We start from the raw sequence: 20,956 nt of genomic DNA on the forward strand, positions 1-20,956 counted from the left end.
TTATTCTATTTTAAATCTCTTTATTTCAGTTGCAAGCTTTTGAGCCATTCTATTAAGTTCTTCTGATAGTGCACTTACTTCTTCCATTTCAGCATTTTGTTCTTCTGTTACTCCACATACACTTTGTGTTGCATCTGCTATATTACTTGACATTACTGAAACATCTTCTACTACCTTAACAACTTTATTTCTGCTAACATCTACGTTTTTTAAGCTTTCAGTTATATTATTTATCTTTTGAACTACATTTTCTATTGCTGTATTTATTTCTTTAAAAGTTTCCTTTGTGTTTTTAACTGCATGGTCTTGCTCTGAAACTACTGCTTCCGCATGTTTCATAGTGCTCTTCGCACGCTCAATATCTTTTTGTATATTGTTTATTATATTTTTTACATTACCTGTTGACTGGGCAGTATTTTCAGATAACTTTCTTACTTCTTCTGCAACTACGGAGAATCCTCTTCCAGCTTCCCCTGCTCTTGCAGCTTCAATTGCCGCATTTAAAGCAAGTAAGTTTGTCTGTTCTGAAATTGAAGTTATTGTTTCTACAATGCTTCCTATGCTATTTGCTTTATCACTAAGTGAATTTATAACTTCTACTATTTCCAAAGATACTTCGTTGTTTTCTTTATTTTTTTCCTCGAGCTTTCCAATAGTTTCAAATCCCTTATTAGATATCTCATATACTCTATTTGAAGAACCTCTACTATCTTCTATATGCTCTACTACCTCATCTAATTCTGCTGATAGCTCATTAGCTGCTTCTACACCTTCTTGCGCATTTTCTGCTCCCTTATCAATACTAACTGTAACATCGCTAATTGTTTTTGCTACTTCTGTAATAGATGTAGTGGTTTGTTGGGTTGATGCAAGTAGTGACTCCGAAGAATTAGATACAACTTGTGAAGCTTCGTGTATATCTTGTATAAGACCTTGCATATTTCCTATCATTAAGTTAAAGCTATTACTTAAAACTCCAAATTCATCCTTTGATTTATAGGTACTTTTAACTGTTAAATCTCCCTCTGATGCTTTTTTAATTAAATCAACTAAGTATATAAGAGGTTTAGCAAATTTATTTGAAAAAATATAAGTAGCCACTATTATAATTAATAGTATTATTGCACCTGCAAATATATTTTTATTTCTTATACTTGTTATCATTGCTAAGGCATCTGATTCTTTTTCTACAGTAATAACCGCCCAGTTATCTGAATTTCCTGGAAGTTTTATTGTTTCATAAGCACTAATTACCTTATTTCCGTCCTTATCTTTATATGATTTAATTCCTGAATTTCCTTGTAATGCTTGTAATGTTATTTCTTTAAGTTCTTCAGGTACTTCTATCTCTTCTTGATTAGTTTTAGGAGCACCGTTGGCATCCTTTACTACTTTTCCAGAAGCGTCCTTTACTTTTACAGTTCTAGTTAAATTCTTATAATTATAAATTTCTTGAACTTGTTCCCTGTCTGGATGCGCTATAACAGCGCCTTCTCCATCTATTACATAAGCATAAGCTTTATTAGTACTATATTTTTCTACCATCTTTTGAAGCTCGTCCAGCTTCAAATCTGCATCCATGACTCCCATCATCTTACCTTTATCATCTAGTATAGGAAATATGATAGAGTTAATTGCTTCACTATCGTCATTTACAGTTAAATAAGATTTACTTACAAATGGCTTTTGAGCAGAAACTGATTGTTTGAACCACCATCTATCCGCTCTATTAGCAAGATTTCCTTTAGTTCTAGAAGTTTGATCTCCCTTCATGTCTTGTATACAGAGCAAGTCAAAGTAAGGATTTCTCTTCATTGTATCCTTTATGGCCTTTGTCTGGGCCGGTCCGTCAAATCCTTTTATTATGTCGCTGCTAATAACTTCTTCAGTAAGCACATAGGCCTTATTCATGTAATCCGTAACTCCATTAGCAATGGTTTTGCCAAGAGTTGAATGATCCTCATATACATGTTCTTGTAAACTTCTTTGCATGGAAATGTTAAAAATCAAATTAGATACTAGCAAAGGAATTGCAGCTATTAGCACTGCCATAAGTATTAATTTTTGCTTTATTGATTTCATTTGTTCCCCCTCTTCCTTGAATAATTTATAAAAACCCTTAATTTTATTACAAATTAGCACATCTCAATTTTATTGAGATGTTTCCTAATAAATTAGTACTTTTTAAATTCTATATAAGTGTATAATATATGAAAATTTAGCAAAATTCAATAATTTTTAACAAATTTCACTAAAATTTTATAATTTTCTCCAAGTACACACTTTACCACATGCTGAATTCATCCTATTTGAAATATTGTATGAATTTTATAAATCCTTTAAATACATTTTCGTCAAAGTTTTCCAAAACTTTAGTCTATTTATCTTGATAAGTTTATTATATCTTTTAATCCAGCTGCCGCAGCTCCTAGAGGATTAGAAGCTCCTCCTAATACATATATTTCTCCCATAGTATCCGTGCTAAATACTACTCCTTTGTTTGTATCTTCTACGCAAGATAATATATCATTTGGGTAAACTTCCATAGGTTTTACTTCAATAGAAACCTTATCATTATCTCTATAAGCATGGGCTAAAAGTTTTATCTTAGCATTTTTATTTTTGGCTCTTTTTATATCTTCTTTTTTAATATCCTCTATGCCTTTTATATTTATGTCACTTATTCTATATTCTGAATTCATAAGACTATTAGCTAAAATCAATATCTTAGTTGCACTGTCTATACCCTCTATGTCCAATTTTGGTTCTTTTTCTGCTATTCCTTTTCTCTGTGCTTCTAGCAAGGCTTCACTAAAAGAAATATCACTTTGATGCATTTTACTTAAAATATAATTAGTAGTTCCATTTAAAATACCTTTAATAGAGTTAATTTTACATCCTGCTAAACTATAGTATCCTATATCCATGGTTGGAAGTGCAGCAGCAGTAGCGCCACTATACTTTATATTTACATCCTTTTCCTTTACCTTTTTCATTATAAGAGAAAAGTTTGAAACCATTGCTCCTTTAGAAAGAAGCACTATATCCATTCCAAAATTTATTGCATTTATTGTATGCTCTAAACCTACTCCTCCATTTACATCACTTGGGGTGCAATCTACAAATATATCTCCTTCATATATTGAATAGTTGTAAAAGGAATCAATGTTTTTTTCTCCATATTCTATAAGTCCTTCAGAGCCTGTGGTGCATTCTAAAAGCATATCCAAATTTAATCCATTATACTCAAATATACAGCCCCTACTTCCTATAACTCCACTTAAAATTAAATTAATGTTATATTGTTCATGTATTTCTGCATGCTTGTCTTTAATAAGCTTTATCAAATTTCCCCCAACATTTCCATATCCGCATACTATTATCCTTTTGTCCATTAATATAATCACCCCTCATAGAATACTAAATTATTATAATTATACCACAATTTTGACATTTATATAGAAAAAATAACAGTAAATAAGCTAATCAAAGCTCATTTACTGTCATTTATAAAGATCCTTATATATAATTTTAAATACCTCTAATGCTTCTTCAATTTTAACCTTTAAAAGTTCTTTTTTATCACCAAATTCTACATATCCTTCTTCTGTAAGTGTATATATCTTTTGTATTCTATTTTGAGAATCATCCCACTTACCTTCTATAAATTTTTGTTTTTCAAGTTTTTTTAAAAGGGGATATATACCTCCAGTACTTGGTATCCATAATCCTCTTGTTCTTTCCCCTATTTGATGCGCAATATCATTTCCATTAGTAGGCCCTAAGCTGAGTATATAAAGAACATATAGCGGAAGCAATCCTTTAGTAAATACCTGTCCTACTGCTTCCCTTTCCTTTTCTACTTTCTTCAATTCTAATAACTTTTTTTTATATTCTTCATATAGCCTTTTTTCTTCAAGCTTAGAATCCTCGCCCATATTAGACATATGCTATTACTCCTCTATTAAAATCAAGCCAACCAGCCCTGGTCCACTATGCACTCCTGCTACAGGACTTATTTGCCCTCCAAAAAATCCTTCTACTACGTTTTCGTGTGTTGAGATCACATCATATACCTTTTTTGATTCTTCTAAGGCATCTCCATGAACTATATATAACTTACACTTTGTTTTGTCTAAGATTTCTTTTGCAAGCTCTAAAAGCCTATTTAATGATTGCTTTCTTCCTCTTACCTTATCATAAGTATAATACTTTCCATCATTTTTATCTACACCTATTATTGGTTTAATATTAAGAAGTTCTGCAATAGTCCCAGACACTTTTCCAATTCTACCGCCTCTTTTTAAGTATTCTAATGTACCCACTACAAAAAATAAGTGTACTTTATTCCTAATCCTTGGTATCTCATTTGTTATATCATCAAAACTCATTCCCTTAGCTATCATCTCTCCACATTTTTGGACTAAAATACCTTCTCCCATGGAAATTGAATGTGAATCGTATACATGTATATTTAGATTAGGATGATTTTCACTTACTAACTTAACACTATTATATATACCTGAAAGTCCTGAAGAAAGTGTAATTATAATAGCATGAGTGTATCCTTCCTTTTCTAGCTTACTTAGCACATCTTCTGTATCTTGCATGGAAGGTAGCGAAGATGTTGGTACTTCTATCTTAAAATTATCATAAACCTCTTGTGGGGTTATTTCTAATTTGTCTTTATATTCTCTATCACTATATATAATTCTAAAGGGTAAAATTTCTATATTATATTTTTTTATGATATCTTCATGTAAATCAGCAGCTGTATCCGTAATTAAAGCTATTTTTTCCAATCAATATTCCTCCCTATCAATATATTTTTAACTAGTATTTCACATATTATATAAATTATATCATCTTTTAAGTAATTATCAATAGTGATATATATCACTATTGATAGTAGTCACCATTGATACTTATTCTTATTGATGATAGCTTATAATTTATATTTATTTTTATTAAATATTTAGCTATACTAATACCGAGGTGTTGATAAATGGAAAATATAAATAATTTAAACGAACTACATACTTTTATAAATAACAATACTTTTGCATTTTTATATGTATCTTCTAAAACCTGTAGTGTTTGCACTCCTCTTTCATATAAAGTGGAAGAAATGTTATCAGGATTCCCAAATATTAGTTTAAAGAAAATGGATTTAGATGAGCTCCCCGAAGTAGGTTCTACTTTATCCTTATTTACTGTTCCTATGCTAATACTATTTGTTGAAGGACGTGAAACATTTAGAGAATCTAGATTTGTGAAAATAAATGAGTTTAAAGAAAATATAAAGAGAATTTATGAGATTTATTATAGCTAAATTATACTATTACAACATTTTATCTTAGGAGGAACATAATGAAGATAGTTTGCATTGGTGATAGCTTAACCTATGGGTATGGTGTACCTAATGAAAATAGCTGGATACACTTAGCTTCTCAAATATCAGATAATACCTTTATAAATTCAGGTTTAAATGGTGATACAACCTCAGGTATGCTCTTTAGACTTCAAGAGGACTTAATAAACCTAAAACCTGACAAGGCCTTTATAATGGGTGGAACCAATGACTTTTTAATGGGGTATAAATTACAAAACACGATTGAAAATATAAATCTTATAATTAGTGAATGTATAAGTAATAACATAACTCCTTATTTAGGTATACAAATGAAAGTAGATAAAAACTTAGCTGAACTTTATTGGAGTTCTTATATGAATTATGATGAAGTCAACTTAAAAATTGAAAATTATAGAAATCATTTAATAAAAAAATGTACAAATGAAAATTTAATTTACTTTGATTTTTATAGTATATTTGAAAGTAATATTACAAAAAAACTTTATTCAGATGGAATTCATCCGAATACCGATGGTCATAAATTAATGCTTTCATTAATAAACTTTTAATACATAAAAATGTAAAAACTTTATTAAAAAAGTTAAAATATTTCAAAAATAAAAACTTTAATATTTTTTTGATAATTTTTTAACATATATATTTTACTTCTTATGAAAACGTGATAAAATATTTTCGTCGGTATTCTTATGAAACTGAACAGGTAAGTTTAATAAGAAAGTTCCGAATTATATCCTTATTAAGGAATAAGAACGGAGGTAAGATTTATGGAAAAAAATCTAAGAACCACTAATCACATCAACACTAGGCAACTTGCCGTAGTTGGTATGTTGTCCGCTATTTCCATCATACTTGGAGCTACTGGATTAGGATTTATCCCTATTCCCCCTGCAAAGGCAACCATAATGCATGTACCTGTAATTATAGGCGCTATTCTTGAGGGGCCTATAGTGGGTGCCTTAATTGGACTTATGTTTGGTGTATTTAGCGTAATACAATCCATTATAAGCCCAACACCATTATCACCTATATTTATGAATCCTTTGGTTTCAGTATTACCAAGAGTTTTAATAGGTATAGTATCTTATTATTGTTATGTATCTATTAAAAATATCCCTTTTATAAAAAAATCAAATGCAGTTAAAATAGGAATTACTGCTGCTGTAGGTACTCTCACTAATACTATAGGTGTACTTGGCATGATGTATATCTTATATGTAGAGAAATATGCTCAAATTTTACATATAAGCTCCTCTGCAGCTAAGAAAGGTATAATTGCCATAGGTGCCACAAATGGGTTACCTGAAATAACAGTATCCATACTTATAACTATACCTGTAGTAATGGCAGTAAAGAAACTTAAAAAGTAATTTGTACTCCCGATTTTTTAATCGGGAGTTTTTTGAATGTAAGTGTATTTTTATATAATACTATTTTGTTATATAATTTAAATTATGGCTTAAAACAAATGTAAAACATAAAAGTGAGGTTTTAAAGATGGAAAAAATAAAATTTATAGATATTGATGGTATTAATGTAGGCCATGCAGATGATAATGAAGGCGCTACAGGCTGTTCTGTTGTAATATGCAAAGATGGGGCTACAGCCGGAGTAGATGTACGTGGTGGTGCACCAGGCACTCGTGAAACAGATCTTTTAAATCCTATGAATCTTGTAGATAAAATACATGCTGTGGTTTTATCCGGAGGAAGTGCTTTTGGTCTTGAAGCATCTAATGGTGTTATGCAATATCTAGAAGAACAAGATATAGGATTTGATGTAACCGTAGCTAAAGTTCCAATAGTTTGCTCTGCAGTTCTTTTTGACTTAGTTATTGGAAATCCTAAAGTACGTCCTGATAAGGTTATGGGCTACAAAGCTTGTTTAGATTCTGAAAAAAACAATAAAGATGTTCAAGGAAATGTAGGAGCCGGGACTGGAGCATCAGTTGGAAAAATATTAGGCCCAGAGCATTCTATGAAAGGTGGATTAGGTTCCTATGCAATTCAGGTTGGTGACCTTCAGGTAGGAGCATTAATAGCTGTTAATTGTCTAGGTGATGTAGTAAACCCTGAAAACGGTAAAATAATGGCTGGAGCCATTGACGATAACTTAAACTTTCTTAACACCGAAAATATAATGATCTCTCAGTATAGCGAAAAGAAAAATTTATTTTCAGGAAATACCACTATTGGAGTTGTGGTAACTAATGCTAAGCTTACAAAAGCTCAAGCAAACAAGGTGGCTTCCATGGCACACAATGGATATGGAAGAACCATGCGTCCTGCTCACTCTATGGCTGATGGAGATACTATATTCACCATGGCAACAGGAACAATTGATGCAGATATAAATGTAGTTGGGCTTTTAGCTGCACGAGTTGTAGAAAAAGCTGTTATAAATGCTATAACTCATGCCGAGTCACAGTATGGACTTATGGCGTGGAACGATCTTCCTCATGGGGTTTAACAACATTTTAATGCTGCATCTGTAGTATTTGAGTTGGGAAACATCTCAGCAAACTGAGATGTGCTGATTTATAACAAAATCAAAGATTTCTATAAATCATGCAAGCCGTTCACTTCGCAAAAAAGCTCTAATATTTCTGCCTTCAAAACTCCTAAGCCTTCTAAACTCACTACTGCTCAGACAATAGAAGGCTCTTAACGGTGTTTTAAATGCAGAAATAAGAGCTTTTAATGCTTGTTCAATGCTTTCTACAATGGAAATCTAATACTATATTCGACATTATCTTAAAATGAAGTAAATTCTAATTTAACCTTCTTCCTATCTACGTAGTATCATGCTTACATGAGGAATGCCTCCTTCATAAAACAGTTCTCCATAAGGTGTAAAATTAAGCATCTCATAAAACCTTTCTGCATGTTTTTGTGCATGAATATGTATTTCATCAGCTCCTAGCTCAAAGGACTTTTCTACTAAGTTTTCTACCAGCATTTTACCTATATTTTTACCTCTATATTCCTTTAGCACTGCAATTCTTCCAAGTGAGCAATTGCTATGCTCTTTAAAAACTATTCTCCCTGTAGCTACGGGCAGCTCATCATTATAGATTAGAACATGAGCTGAACGTATATCTAATTTATCTCTTTCAATTTCCTTTGGAACACTTTGCTCTTCAATAAATACCTTTTTTCGTATTTCATATGCATCCTTTAAATCATCACTTCCTGCTTTCCATATGACTGTAAACATTTTCACATCCCCCTTCATAGTTTTATTATATAATAATTTTTTAAATAATCTAATATAAAAATCATATTTCTGCCAGTAAATTGATTACAAATTATATATGATTTTTTAAAAAACTTATCTATCCATTTATTGATAAAATATACTAAGTATAAAAAATCTTAAAAAGAGTAAATTAATTTATATATATTATATTATTTAATAAAACTACTTACTAAAGTAAATAAAGGAGGAATAACAATGAGAATGCATAAAAAAAATGGATATGTATTAGGTGCTGCTATGGTAGCTACTGCAGCTGGTATAGGTACTCTAATATACAAAACAGTTAATAAAAAGTCCGATGATAACCAATATGAAGATAAAGCAGGAACAATAGAAATTGAAGAATTTGAAGATCTTCCAGGCAATGGAGAAATCTATGGAAACTTTAATAAAGCTAACAACATGAATACTTTTACAAATACTTCTACAGATACAAATACTCCTGTAAACACTTTTGCAAACATAAATTACGGTGAAGATAATGAAATGAAAAATAATATAAACATAGATCAAAATGTAAGTAAAAATTTTCAGGAAGAAGCTAAAAAAGATAGAGAGAATTTAACTAATTTATGGAAACGAGATTTTGATGCAACACTCAAAGGGGCTCCTAAAAATCCTGAAAAAGAATCTAACACTTTAGGTACAAATAATACATTTACAAATACCACTACTGAAAATGCCACCACAGTGAATTCTTCACCAACTTTAAGTTATACTGTAGGCGAAGCAATGCATGATGCACTTAATAATAGCGTTAATTCAAATAATGATAATGATGATTCCTTTAATAAAAAAAATGCTGAGGCAACTAAAAATTATTATGATCAATATAAGAGAAATTAAAGGGATGCCATTTAGCATCCCTTTTAATTTTCTAGTTTTCCCCAAGTATTTGATTTACCATAGCACTTTCGTTTAACTTATTCAAGTGATTTATATCAAGTACTGCTTCTGCTATATTTAATGAATGGTCTCCTATTCTTTCAAAGTTACTTAATATATCAAGATATATTGCACTTACTCTTGCTTCACAAGTAGCCCTACTAAGTCTCTTTATATCATTGTCTCTTAATAATTCTTGAACTTTATCTATCTTCTCTTCTACCTCATATACAGACTTTGCAAGTTGTATATTGTTATTTTCAAAACTTCCAGTGGCTCTAGTAAGAGCATCTAAAGTATATCCATATAATGATTGAAGTTCTTCCATAGCTTCCTCTGAAAATATAAGTCTTTTATTTAGCTTTTCTCTAGATAAATCTGATACGTTTTTAGCATGGTCTCCTATACGCTCTATATCCTTTACCACATGGAACATAGAAGTAACTATATCAACCTGTTGTTTTGAAAGGTCTTCATTAGATAGTTTTACTAAAAACTTAGTTATCTCTTCTTCTAATAAATCTATAAAGTCTTCAGTTTCTCCAACTTTTTTAATTAATTCCTCATCACCATTTTTTAGTGATTCAACTGCCATTTCAAGGCACCCTTTAGCTTTCTGAGCCATATGTACTATTTCTTTTTCACATTGTCCTACCGCTATAACAGGAGTTTCAAGTAATCTATCATCTATATATTGTACACCTAACTTTTCTTCTATTTCTTCTCCTGGAATAACTTTATTTGCAAAGGCTACTAAATACTTTATAAACCAAATTTGTATTAAAACATTAGCTATATTAAAGAAAGTATGTGCATTTGCAATTTGTGCTGCTACATTATCTGGTGTTAATGCTGTAATAAAATAATTTACAGGTTTTAATAAGAACATAAATATAATTGTACCCATAATATTAAAACTTAAATGTATAACAGCTGCTTTTCTAGCATTTTTGTTTGTTCCTATACTTGATAAAAGTGCAGTTGCACAAGTTCCTATATTATCTCCAAAGAGTACAGGTAATGCTACCGTTAAAGGCAGTACTCCATTTTGTGCTAACGCCATAAGTATTCCTATAGTAGCTGCTGAACTTTGCACTACCGCTGTAAGTCCTAGTCCAACTAATACTCCTAAAAATGGATTAAAGGATAATGTAGCTACAAGGCTCTTAAATCCCTCAGATTTAGCAAGTGGTTCCATTGAACCGGACATAGATTTCATACCTAAGAATAGTATACCTATTCCTAATATTATACTTCCTATTTCTTTTACTTTGCCGCCCTTAGAAAAAATAACTATAAGTGCACCTATTCCTACAAATAAAGGAGCTATTTCAGTTAAGTTTAAAGCAACCAACTGTCCTGTAATGGTTGTCCCAATATTAGCACCCATTATAACTCCTGCGGCTTGATATAAATTCATAATTCCTGCATTAACAAAACCAACTACCATAACAGTTGTTGCACTACTACTTTGGATTACTGCAGTTACAACTGCTCCTGTAAATACAGCTTTTACTGGATTAGATGCAATTTTACCAAAAAATAATTTTAATTTTTCTCCTGCTGCATTTTCTAGGCCATCTCCCATTACTTTCATTCCATAAAGAAATAACCCTAGTCCTCCAAACAATCCAATCAACATTGATCCAATATTCATTTTCATGCTCCTTCCAAATTAATTATAAACAGATACAAATCGATTATCTTAAGTATTTATATGCACGACTTATAGATATATTTAACTTTACTATAAATCTTATGCTTCCATTTTATCGAGATGTTCCCCTAATAAATAATATATTAAATTTAACTAAAATAAATAATTCTTAACTTTATTTAACATAGATTTAACAAAACCACCCCATTTAATTGTTCAAATGGATCTAATTTACATTATAATTAGATGCATTGTTAATTTTGGACGAATTTTGTAAAATCTAATTATGGTAAAAATTAAGCCATAATATAATTATATTATGGCTTTAAATTGCTTAAAATTTATTTATAGTTTTTAATATCTATTCCCCCAAAAGCTGCAATACATCTCACCTTTAAAACGGGCCTATCATTTAACAAATTTTCTTCATACCCTTTAGTTTTGTTGCTCCAGCCTCCAAATATAGGAATTCCTGTAACAATTACCTTCCAATCTTCTGGCACTAGTATATTTATCCCTCCAAATGCTGCTGTTAAACCAAGCGCCGCTCCTTCTCTTGCTAATTCACTTTTTCTCAAATCTATATCTGCTCCTCCAAAAATTGCAGTTACTTTTCCTCCCTTAAAGTTTTTAGATACGTTTTTATTTTCTATTCCTGAAAATAACGTAAAGTAATCTATATATTCATCTGAAACTTCCTTTATTTCCCTACCTAGAAAGTTCTTATTTGAACGAGAAAAAATTATCTTTATTCCTATTATTATAAATACTATAGGCCATAATAACGATCCTAAACTTTGGGTTATAATCCCTAGTTCTCTTAATTGAAAAAAAGCTCCTATTCCTATTATTATAAGTCCACTTGTATTAGAAATTGATTTATTTGTAATTTGTATCAATCCAATAAAAATTATTATTAATGGCCACCAAAGAGAGATTATATCTCCAAAATCCCATATTCCAAGTTGATTAAACAAAGTTCCAATTCCTATAAATATAAATATTAATCCTAAGACCGATTTTTGTTTCATTTTTTCTATCCTCACTTAATTTATTATTTTCTAAATTAATTATATACTACTTTCTTACTAATAGAAGTCATTTTTATTATATTCCTATAAACATTCCATAATATTATTATAATTTTTATTTTAAATAAGGACAAAATAAAGATGTACTTAAAAATAAACTTTGAATGGAGGGTTTTAAATGGATAATAAACAGTGTAGAGATAAGGAAACTGAAAACAGAATAGAAGAATTAGTAAATGTAGTAGAAAATCATACACGTACTGAAAGACACTTAGAGCAGCATTCAGATATTTCTTCACCTGAGCAGTTGTCTAATGCACAAAACATTCAACAAATTAGAGAAGATAATATAAATAGTTTAAAAAATAAAATAGTATATAATGACGGTGGTCCAACAGAAGAAAAAGAAAATATTAAAAAAAATATAGAGTTTACTAATGGATATATCAGACATAACAAAGACCATATGAATGAAAATCAACTTGAAAACATGTTAGAAAAACAGGAAAATCGTCACGAAAAACTAAACGAACTTCAATAAAAAATGAGAAACATTTTTTAGTTACTATTATAAAGGTACAAGAGATTAGGACTTAGAAGAAACTTTATATAATAAAATTTCTACGTTCCCTAGTTTCTTGTACCAATTTTTAAAACCTTAAATAGGAAATTTACTTTCCAATTTGATTATTCTATAGTTATTACTTCATATCCTGCTTCTGCAACTACTCTTTTTATTTCATCATTACTTACTTCATCATCAAATCTTCCTACAAGTGTTTTACTTTCAAGATTTCCCTCTAAATTTTCTCCACCTAATTCAAGTAATGCATTTTTAACGTGACTAAGGCAATGCATGCAAGTCATTCCTTCAACTATAATTTTTTTTCTCATTTTTATTTCTCCTTTCTTTCTTAGGCTTTTTATTATATTGTTATAGCTTTAAGGTTTTTAACCTTAATGCGTTTAGCAGCACGGAAACTGAACTTAAGCTCATTGCAGCTCCTGCAATCATAGGATTTAATAGTGGACCTCCGAACACATGAAGTATACCCATTGCTACTGGTATTCCTATAGTATTATACCCAAATGCCCAAAATAAATTTTGCTTTATATTTATTATTGTCTTCTTACTTAAAAGAATAGCTCTTGGTACATCCATGAGATCACTTCTCATAAGAACTATGTCAGCAGATTCTATTGCCACATCTGTGCCTGACCCAATAGCAATACCTATATCTGCCTGTGCTAAAGCCGGAGCATCATTTATTCCATCCCCTACCATTGCTACTTTTTCACCTTCCTTTTGAAGCTTTTTCACTTCATTTGCCTTATCTTGAGGTAATACTTCAGATAGCACTCTATCTATTCCTACCTGCCTCGCAATAGCTTCTGCAGTTCTTTTATTATCTCCAGTAATCATTGCTACTTCTATTCCAAGTTTATGCATTTCTTCTACTGCCATTTTACTTGTTTCCTTTAATTTATCTGCCACTGCAATTATGCCTATTATTCTTTCAGATAAAGCTACATACATAGGAGTTTTTCCATCTTCCGCAAGCCTTTCAGATACTTTTTCTATTTCCTTTGTTAAAAGATTTTTTTCATCCATTAACTTTTTATTACCTAAGAAAATATCTTTCCCATCTATTTTAACTTCTATTCCTTTTCCTGGAACTGCCTTAAATTCGCCAGTCTCCTTAAATTTAACACTTCTTTCTTCTGCATTTTTTACTATGGCTTCTCCTAATGGATGTTCTGAATTTTTTTCTCCACTAGCTGCCAGTATCAATAATTCTTCTTCATTAAAATTAAAAGTAATTATATCTGTAACTTCAGGTTTACCTTGAGTTATAGTTCCTGTCTTATCTAAAACTACTGTTTTTATATGATGAGCACTTTCTAAAGCTTCTCCACTCTTTATAAGTATTCCGTATTCCGCCCCCTTGCCTGTACCTACCATTATAGCTGTAGGAGTTGCCAATCCAAGGGCACAAGGACATGCTATTACAAGTACTGATATAAATATAGTTAATGCAAATGTATTAGTTTCACCATATAGTTTCCACCCTACAGAAGAAAGTATTGCAAGCATTATTACTATAGGTACAAAATATCCAGATATAATATCTGCAAGTCTTGCTATAGGCGCCTTGCTTCCTTGAGCTTCCTCAACTAATTTTATAATTTGGGATAGTACTGTATCCTTTCCTACTTTAGTAGCTTCATATTTTACAGATCCATTTTTATTTATACTTCCACCTATTACTCTATCTCCCTTTGTTTTTTCCACTGGAATACTTTCTCCAGTAAGCATTGATTCATCTATAGAAGTAATACCGTCTACTATTACACCATCTACAGGAATCTTTTCTCCTGGTCTTACCATAACTATATTCCCTACTTCTACTTCATCTATAGATATTTCAGACTCTACTCCATCTTTTATAACTCGAGCTGTTTTAGGTGCAAGACCCATGAGTTTTTTAATTGCTTCAGATGTTCTCCCTTTACTTCTTGCTTCTAAATATTTGCCTAAAGTTATTAATGTAAGAATAACTGCCGCTGATTCAAAATAAAGATTATGTGCTGCATGATGACTTCCCATAAATATTTTATACATAGAATATAAGCTATATACAAATGCAGCCAAAGTACCTATTGCTATAAGCGAGTCCATATTAGGCTCTTTTCTTATTAATGTTTTAAATCCTACCCTGTAAAACTTAGCCCCTAAAACCATAACAGGTATAGTTAAAGCAAGCTGAATTACTGCAAATACTTTAGGATTTATGTCAGGACTTATAAAATCTGGCACAGGAATTCCTATCATAGGTCCCATAGCTATATATAGAAGAGGAACTGTAAGTATGGCAGATAGTATAAATCTCTTCCACAAATCGTCCATTTCCTTTTCCTTTTTTTCTTGATGAACATCCTTAGTTTCTTCTTCTATCAATTTGTATCCTGATTTTTCTACAGCTTTTTTAATTTCACTTATACTAGCTATTTCGGGATCATAGGTAACTGTTAATTTTTCTAAGGCTAAATTTACATTCGCCTCTACAATACCTTCTACTCTTTTACAAGCTCTTTCTACCGCTTTAGAACAAGATGCACATGTCATCCCTTCCACTGAAAACATTTTAGTTTGAGTTTCTGTAAAAGCCTTATATCCTGCTTTTTCAATAAAGGCTTTAACTTCTTCTAAATTTACCTTTTCATCTTCAAAATCTATCATAAGTTTTTCTGTCGCAAAATTTACATTAGCTTCTTTTATTCCATCGACTTTTTTCGCAGCTCTTTCTACCGCCTTTGCGCAAGCCGAACAAGTCATTCCTTCTATTTTAAGAATTTTCCTCAAATTCCCCCACCTCTCTTATAATTATTTATTTTTATTATTATCTTTCTTATTTTTATCATTATTGCTATTTAATCCACAGCAATCCAATTTATTAGTTCCAAAAGTTTTATTATTTTGTTCTGCAATCCTTCTTATAAACTTTTTTAAGAATTTTTTCATAATTATATCTCCTTTAATTATTACTTTTGAATAAGCTTTTCTAAAACTCCTATAATCTCATCCACCTTTTCTTCTCCATTATTATTCACAAAGGCATGTTTTACACAATGATTTAAATGTTGCTTTAGTATAAGCATATTTGCTCTTTTTAATAGAGCTTGTGAGGCTATTATTTGATTAGATATATCTATACAATATCTACCATCTTCTAACATTTTTATTATTCCATCTATTTGGCCCTTACAGGTTTTTAAGGATTGCATTGCTTTTTTTTGTTCTTCATTCAATTTTCAATTCCTCCCTCCCCCCCCAGTGGGGGTGATATTTGATTTTATTATATACTCATTAAGTATATTTTTCAAGTATAAATTTTATCTTTTTTTAAATTTTGTAATACATCTATTACAATCAATCCTTTTATCAAATTATAAGAAGCAGATAAACTTAAAAGTTTATCTGCTTCTTATTTTTCCCCATTCACTATCTAATATCCCGTATACATACATGTCATACCATATTCCATCTCTTTTAATAGTTTCTCTTAATATCCCTTCTCTTTTAAATCCAAGTTTTTCATATAATCTTATAGCTTCTTCATTATAACTTATTGTTTCAAGTTGAAGTCTATGTAAATTTAATTCTCTAAATGCAAAGTCTATTATAAGAGATAATCCTTCGGTACCATATCCCTTTCCACGATAATTACTGTTTCCTATTCCCAGTCCAAGCCATCCAAATCTATTATTCCAATTTATTCTATCTATTTCTATATACCCTATAAATTCACTTTCTTCTTTGGTGCGAAGTGCAAAAAAATAGTTATTTGGATTATTTACTTCTCCTAAAAGCCATTCTTTTATTCTTCCTTTATACATTGGTGCAGCAGCATTAAAATCAAATTTTCTTAAAAACTCGGTATCCTCATACCATTCCACAATTATGTCTATATCTTCTTCTTTTAATGATGTTATTTTTAATTTTTCACTTTTTAGCAAGTTATTTTCTAGCATTCATTATTCCTCCCATAAATACTTTTCTAATATCTATATAATTATAATCCATATATATAATTGCATCAATTACCCTTATTCATGGATAATTTCATACATATAATTTTTAAAACGGCTAAATTTAATCAATTTTATAAATATTAACATTTTGTTAAATTAATTAAATTTTCTGTGTATTTGTGAAAATATTGTTTCTACTTCTCAATTATGATAAACTTAAATTGTTGAATTTTTAACATATCTATTATGCAATTTATTCACTTATTATAAAATTATCAAATATACAAATTCCATGCAAAATTGTCAAATATACAAATTTCACATAAATTTGTCGAACAAGGAGGAAATAGTATGTCAATAGAATTTTTAATGGATATAGTAATTATCCTATTGAGCACTAAATTATTTGGGCTATTAGCTAAACGATTTCAAATGCCTCAAGTAGTTGGCGCACTTTTGGCTGGACTTATAATAGGACCTGCACTTTTAGGATTAGTTCATTCCAGTGATTTCTTATCTAAACTTTCTAAATTAGGTGTACTTCTTTTGATGTTTACAGCTGGTCTTGAAACCGATTTAGATGAACTTAAAAAGAGCGGTAAAGCTTCATTTATTATTGCTATTGCTGGTGTAGTAGTACCTTTGGTAGGTGGACTTGCAGTGGCTGGTTTCTTTAACAATGATGGAAAGCCTTTTAGCGGAGATTTACAAACTCTTCTTCAAAATATATTTATAGGTATAGTACTAACAGCTACATCTGTTAGTATTACGGTAGAAACTCTTCAAGAAATGGGAAAATTAAAAACTCCTTCTGGTACAGCAATCCTTGGAGCAGCCATAATAGACGACATTTTAGGTATTGTACTTTTAACTATTGTTACAAGTGTTTCTAATCCATCCGTAGATATTAAAGTAGTTTTATTTAAAATTGCAGCTTTCTTTGTTGTTTCAGCAGTTGTAGGAGTATTATTTTATCGTGGATTTAATAAATTATCTTCTATAACACAAGATAAGAAAGACCTATCTATATTTGCTTTAATATTTTGCTTTACAATGTCCTTTGGTGCTGAACACTTCTTTGGGGTAGCAGATATTACTGGTGCATATATTGCAGGTTTAGTTTTATCTAAAACAAAAGAAGCTCATAGCACAATGGCAACTGTAGAAACTATATCAACTACATTCTTATCTCCAATGTTCTTTGCAAATATTGGTATAGGCACTGTAATAACTGGTATGAATACGAAAATGGTAATATTCACCGCCCTACTCCTAGTAGTAGCTATATTAAGTAAAGTAGTTGGCTGTAACTTAGGTGCTAGAGCTTGTGGATACTCTAAAGAGGAATCTCTTCAAATCGGTACTGGAATGATATCTAGAGGAGAAGTTGCTTTAATAGTTGCAAATATTGGTGTATCAATGAATCTTATGAAAGAAGAATATTTTGCACCACTTATTTTAGTAGTTATAGTTACAACAATTATAACTCCAATACTATTAAAAGTTGTTTATGCTGATAAGAAAGAATCTGAAAAAGATGCTATCTTAGAAACTGCATAAAATATATTTTAAATGCAAAGAATCCGGCCAATTATGCCGGATTCTTTATTATATACTTGAAACTAATTTCTCATATTAAAAATTAGTTTCATCTCCTATATAACAAGCAATTTCCCTATTTAAAAATAAATCTTGAATATGATCCATTTTATCCCGCGGAGTACCCTCCTCATTTTTATAAGCATATATCTTTCCTAGCTGATTCCATTTAGAGTCTCCAAGTCTATGAAATGGTAATATGTTAATTTCATACAACCCTAGAGAATTCATAAACTCAGCAGTTTTTATTATATTTTCATCACTATCATTAAAATTTCTAATTACCGGCATTCTTAAAACTAGTCTTCCATTCCAATTTGACTTCGTAAGCTCTTCTATATTTTTTAATATTAAGTCATTATATACTCCTGTTTTTTCCTTATGCTTTTTTCCATCCATATGTTTTACATCTATAAATGCAAAATTTATATATTTCATCACATCTAAAAAAGTCTTTGTATCCTTATAAGCTGTGGTTTCTATTGCAGTGTGTATATATTTTTCTTTGCATTTTTTCAAAACCTCAATTAAAAAATCCGATTGTAATAGCGGTTCTCCTCCACTAAAGGTAACTCCCCCTGTATCTCCCCAATATTGTCTATCCCTGTTTAATATATTTATAAGCGAATCTATATCATACCATTTTCCACAAAGCTTTAAAGCTTCATAATAACACGCTTTAGTACATTCAAAAGTATCACAGCTTCTGCATTTTTCCCAATGAATATTTAAAGATTTATCCTGATTTAAATTTATTGATTTTTGAGGACAAACATTTATGCACATTTCACATCCATTATTAGATTTACATTTACTTTGTGCAAACATTAATTTTTCCCCATAATACCAACCTTCAGGATTAGCACACCACTCACATTTAAGAGGGCATCCAGACATAAAACAAATAGTTCTACATCCAGGTCCATCATGCACTGAATAACTTTGTATATCAAAAATTAACCCTTTACTTTCTTGCACTTTCTCCCCTACTTTCCCCATTAATCAAAGACTTTGCTCTGAAAAATTATTAATCTTTAACTTTTCAAAGCAAAGCCCTTTAAATAATCTTACTTATTTAGCCACTTCATTTTTATTATTTATAGACAGCGGTAACGATAAAGCAGCTATTATAGATACTGCAAATGAACAAGTTGCAAATATTATAGAGTAAAGATAGCTTCCAGATTTATCAAATAAAAATCCTCCCATAAAGCTTCCAAGGGCTGGCCCTATGCCCATAACAACTAAAGTTGCTGTTCCCCAAATCTTACCTAGTGTTTTCCCTCCATAAATAGTACCTGCATATCCTGCAACTCCGCCTGGCTCAATTGCCCAGTAAATAGCAAATAATATACATGCAATTCCGCCTAGTATAATTGAATCTTTACTCATTAAAAGAAGTATACAAGCAACTACTCCCATAACCGGTGCAAAAATAAGCATTATTTTTCTTCCTTTTGTTTCATTTCCAACTTTTACAACAACCTTATCTGCCACAACTCCCATTAAAGGCATGGTGATTATTCCTGCAATACCTATCATTACATACAAATTGGTAGCTGTGTCTAAAGATAATTTAACATCTGTAGTCCAATAGGTAACAATTTGAGTCCAGATCAAAAATTCTGCCACCATACTAGTTAAAAAAGCAACTATTGCTCCCCAAATAGGGAATGTAGCAAAGGCTTCTTTAACTGTCCACACATGTTCATTACCAGCTGCCTTTTTACCAGGAGCAGTTCCAAATGCTTCTAGTCCGTAATCCTGAGGATTTTTCTTTGCTACAATTGCTGCAATTAAAAGAGCAATTAGTACTACTACAGCAAGTCCTCTCATTGCTAGTCTCCAGTCCATAGTAAGCAAAACCTTCTTAACTCCTAAACTTAAAGCAACTTGAGCTACCGGCGCTCCCATAAAAGCAATACCCCACATGGTAGCATAGGATTTTCCTATATACCATTTACGAACAGATACTGTAGAAGAAACCCAAAGCATACCTGTACCTATACCTGCAAAAATTGCATAAGGAATTAAATATCCAAAATATGTTTGAGCAAAACTTGTTACATAAAATCCTAAAGCGGCACATACAGAACCAATAGCATAGGCAGGCTTAGTTCCCCACTTATCTATTATCATACCACTGAAAAATGCTGTTAATGCATATACCATCATCATGATTGAATATCCAAGTGAAACCTTAGATACGCTCCATCCAAGGTCTTTAGTCATTGGTCCTAAGAGTACAGAAAAGGTAGATCTGTATCCAAATAGACAAAACACTGCCAGCCAAGAAGCAAGTACAACCATGTGGCCTAATTTACTTGCTCTTCTATCTTCCATAGACTTTCCCCCTAATTATCTTTTTTCATATCCTTCACAAGTTACTCCCATAAGCTCTCCATAGGTCCAATACTCTTTCTTAAGCCCAGTACATGTTCCCATATTATCTGCATTTGGATTTTTAAACTTGCTACAATTCTTACATTTTGGCACTTCGTTAAAATCTCCACACGCTGCGGAATCTATAAATATAATAGAATTTGTTTTTCTACATATACCTTTAGCTACGTCTATAGAAGCAAAATTTAAACAATCATTGTGTTTATTGTTATTTTCCAT

General features: G+C 30.9%; 22 protein-coding genes. 7 read left to right on the forward strand and 15 right to left on the reverse strand.

All coding sequences use genetic code 11. The annotated features are described in order from the left end of the window. From CRN98_RS10525 to CRN98_RS10540, 4 genes are all read right to left on the reverse strand, one after another. Positions 1-2,082: a methyl-accepting chemotaxis protein gene (locus CRN98_RS10525; RefSeq protein WP_097027382.1), complete on the reverse strand. Its 2,082-nt coding sequence runs from the start codon at positions 2,080-2,082 to the stop codon at positions 1-3. A 299-nt stretch (positions 2,083-2,381) separates the two neighbouring features. After that, a complete protein-coding gene (locus CRN98_RS10530) occupies positions 2,382-3,395 on the reverse strand; it encodes a homoserine dehydrogenase (protein WP_097027383.1) in 1,014 nt (337 codons plus the stop codon). A 108-nt stretch (positions 3,396-3,503) separates the two neighbouring features. Next, positions 3,504-3,947, reverse strand: coding sequence for a PadR family transcriptional regulator (locus tag CRN98_RS10535; RefSeq protein WP_242960896.1), 444 nt, complete (start codon positions 3,945-3,947; stop codon positions 3,504-3,506). Positions 3,948-3,953: 6 nt separating this feature from the next. Next, on the reverse strand, positions 3,954-4,802 hold the full coding sequence (locus tag CRN98_RS10540) for a DegV family protein (RefSeq protein WP_097027384.1): 849 nt from the start codon (positions 4,800-4,802) through the stop codon (positions 3,954-3,956). 203 nt (positions 4,803-5,005) lie between these two features. Here CRN98_RS10540 and CRN98_RS10545 point away from each other — a divergent pair, with 203 nt between their 5' ends. The 4 genes from CRN98_RS10545 to CRN98_RS10560 all read left to right on the forward strand — a co-directional run bounded on the left by CRN98_RS10545 (position 5,006) and on the right by CRN98_RS10560 (position 7,840). Next, positions 5,006-5,332: a thioredoxin family protein gene (locus CRN98_RS10545; RefSeq protein ID WP_097027385.1), complete on the forward strand. Its 327-nt coding sequence runs from the start codon at positions 5,006-5,008 to the stop codon at positions 5,330-5,332. A gap of 38 nt (positions 5,333-5,370) precedes the next feature. Continuing rightward, positions 5,371-5,922: a GDSL-type esterase/lipase family protein gene (locus CRN98_RS10550; protein WP_097027386.1), complete on the forward strand. Its 552-nt coding sequence runs from the start codon at positions 5,371-5,373 to the stop codon at positions 5,920-5,922. Between the two features lie 216 nt (positions 5,923-6,138). Beyond that, entirely contained in the window at positions 6,139-6,741 is a 603-nt protein-coding gene (locus CRN98_RS10555) for an ECF transporter S component (RefSeq protein ID WP_097027387.1), read from the forward strand. Between the two features lie 127 nt (positions 6,742-6,868). After that, positions 6,869-7,840: a P1 family peptidase gene (locus CRN98_RS10560; RefSeq protein WP_097027388.1), complete on the forward strand. Its 972-nt coding sequence runs from the start codon at positions 6,869-6,871 to the stop codon at positions 7,838-7,840. A gap of 318 nt (positions 7,841-8,158) precedes the next feature. On the opposite strand, the gene CRN98_RS10565 is transcribed toward CRN98_RS10560, so the two are convergent. Next, positions 8,159-8,587, reverse strand: coding sequence for a GNAT family N-acetyltransferase (locus CRN98_RS10565; protein ID WP_207653584.1), 429 nt, complete (start codon positions 8,585-8,587; stop codon positions 8,159-8,161). 237 nt (positions 8,588-8,824) lie between these two features. On the opposite strand from CRN98_RS10565, the gene CRN98_RS10570 reads away from it, so the two are divergent. After that, the gene (locus CRN98_RS10570) at positions 8,825-9,475 is read left to right on the forward strand and encodes a hypothetical protein (RefSeq protein WP_097027390.1); all 651 of its coding nucleotides are present in this window, start codon (positions 8,825-8,827) and stop codon (positions 9,473-9,475) included. Between the two features lie 31 nt (positions 9,476-9,506). Here the strand turns inward: CRN98_RS10570 and CRN98_RS10575 are convergent, their stop codons facing one another. Further along, complete coding sequence (locus tag CRN98_RS10575; RefSeq protein WP_097027391.1) at positions 9,507-11,171, reverse strand: Na/Pi cotransporter family protein; 1,665 nt, start codon at positions 11,169-11,171, stop codon at positions 9,507-9,509. A gap of 341 nt (positions 11,172-11,512) precedes the next feature. Next, positions 11,513-12,202 carry a LiaF transmembrane domain-containing protein gene (locus tag CRN98_RS10580; RefSeq protein WP_097027392.1) on the reverse strand — a complete coding sequence of 230 codons (690 nt, stop codon included), beginning with the start codon at positions 12,200-12,202 and terminating at the stop codon, positions 11,513-11,515. 178 nt (positions 12,203-12,380) lie between these two features. Between CRN98_RS10580 and CRN98_RS10585 the strand changes: the two genes are divergently transcribed. Further along, complete coding sequence (locus CRN98_RS10585) at positions 12,381-12,743, forward strand: hypothetical protein (protein WP_097027393.1); 363 nt, start codon at positions 12,381-12,383, stop codon at positions 12,741-12,743. Between the two features lie 146 nt (positions 12,744-12,889). On the opposite strand, the gene CRN98_RS10590 is transcribed toward CRN98_RS10585, so the two are convergent. The 5 genes from CRN98_RS10590 to CRN98_RS10610 form a co-directional block, all read right to left on the reverse strand. Beyond that, positions 12,890-13,096, reverse strand: a complete 207-nt coding sequence (locus CRN98_RS10590) for a heavy-metal-associated domain-containing protein (protein ID WP_097027394.1) — start codon at positions 13,094-13,096, stop codon at positions 12,890-12,892. Positions 13,097-13,136: 40 nt separating this feature from the next. Beyond that, positions 13,137-15,566 (reverse strand): heavy metal translocating P-type ATPase, encoded by a 2,430-nt coding sequence (locus CRN98_RS10595; RefSeq protein WP_143331293.1) that lies wholly within the window; start codon positions 15,564-15,566, stop codon positions 13,137-13,139. A gap of 21 nt (positions 15,567-15,587) precedes the next feature. Then, positions 15,588-15,725: an LDCC motif putative metal-binding protein gene (locus CRN98_RS17755; RefSeq protein WP_097027395.1), complete on the reverse strand. Its 138-nt coding sequence runs from the start codon at positions 15,723-15,725 to the stop codon at positions 15,588-15,590. A 20-nt stretch (positions 15,726-15,745) separates the two neighbouring features. Continuing rightward, a complete protein-coding gene (locus CRN98_RS10605; RefSeq protein ID WP_097027396.1) occupies positions 15,746-16,012 on the reverse strand; it encodes a metal-sensing transcriptional repressor in 267 nt (88 codons plus the stop codon). Between the two features lie 165 nt (positions 16,013-16,177). After that, positions 16,178-16,735 (reverse strand): GNAT family N-acetyltransferase, encoded by a 558-nt coding sequence (locus tag CRN98_RS10610; protein WP_097027397.1) that lies wholly within the window; start codon positions 16,733-16,735, stop codon positions 16,178-16,180. Between the two features lie 351 nt (positions 16,736-17,086). Here CRN98_RS10610 and CRN98_RS10615 point away from each other — a divergent pair, with 351 nt between their 5' ends. Then, positions 17,087-18,295, forward strand: coding sequence for a cation:proton antiporter (locus CRN98_RS10615; protein ID WP_097027398.1), 1,209 nt, complete (start codon positions 17,087-17,089; stop codon positions 18,293-18,295). A gap of 75 nt (positions 18,296-18,370) precedes the next feature. On the opposite strand, the gene hpdA is transcribed toward CRN98_RS10615, so the two are convergent. The 3 genes from hpdA to hpdC form a co-directional block, all read right to left on the reverse strand. Beyond that, on the reverse strand, positions 18,371-19,312 hold the full coding sequence (hpdA, locus tag CRN98_RS10620; RefSeq protein WP_097027399.1) for a 4-hydroxyphenylacetate decarboxylase activase: 942 nt from the start codon (positions 19,310-19,312) through the stop codon (positions 18,371-18,373). Between the two features lie 93 nt (positions 19,313-19,405). Then, a complete protein-coding gene (locus CRN98_RS10625; RefSeq protein WP_097027400.1) occupies positions 19,406-20,677 on the reverse strand; it encodes an MFS transporter in 1,272 nt (423 codons plus the stop codon). A 15-nt stretch (positions 20,678-20,692) separates the two neighbouring features. After that, positions 20,693-20,956, reverse strand: coding sequence for a 4-hydroxyphenylacetate decarboxylase small subunit (gene hpdC, locus CRN98_RS10630; protein WP_097027401.1), 264 nt, complete (start codon positions 20,954-20,956; stop codon positions 20,693-20,695).

Origin of the sequence: Clostridium peptidivorans, assembly GCF_900205925.1 — a bacterium.
Taxonomy (GTDB): domain Bacteria; phylum Bacillota; class Clostridia; order Clostridiales; family Clostridiaceae; genus Clostridium_AK; species Clostridium_AK peptidivorans.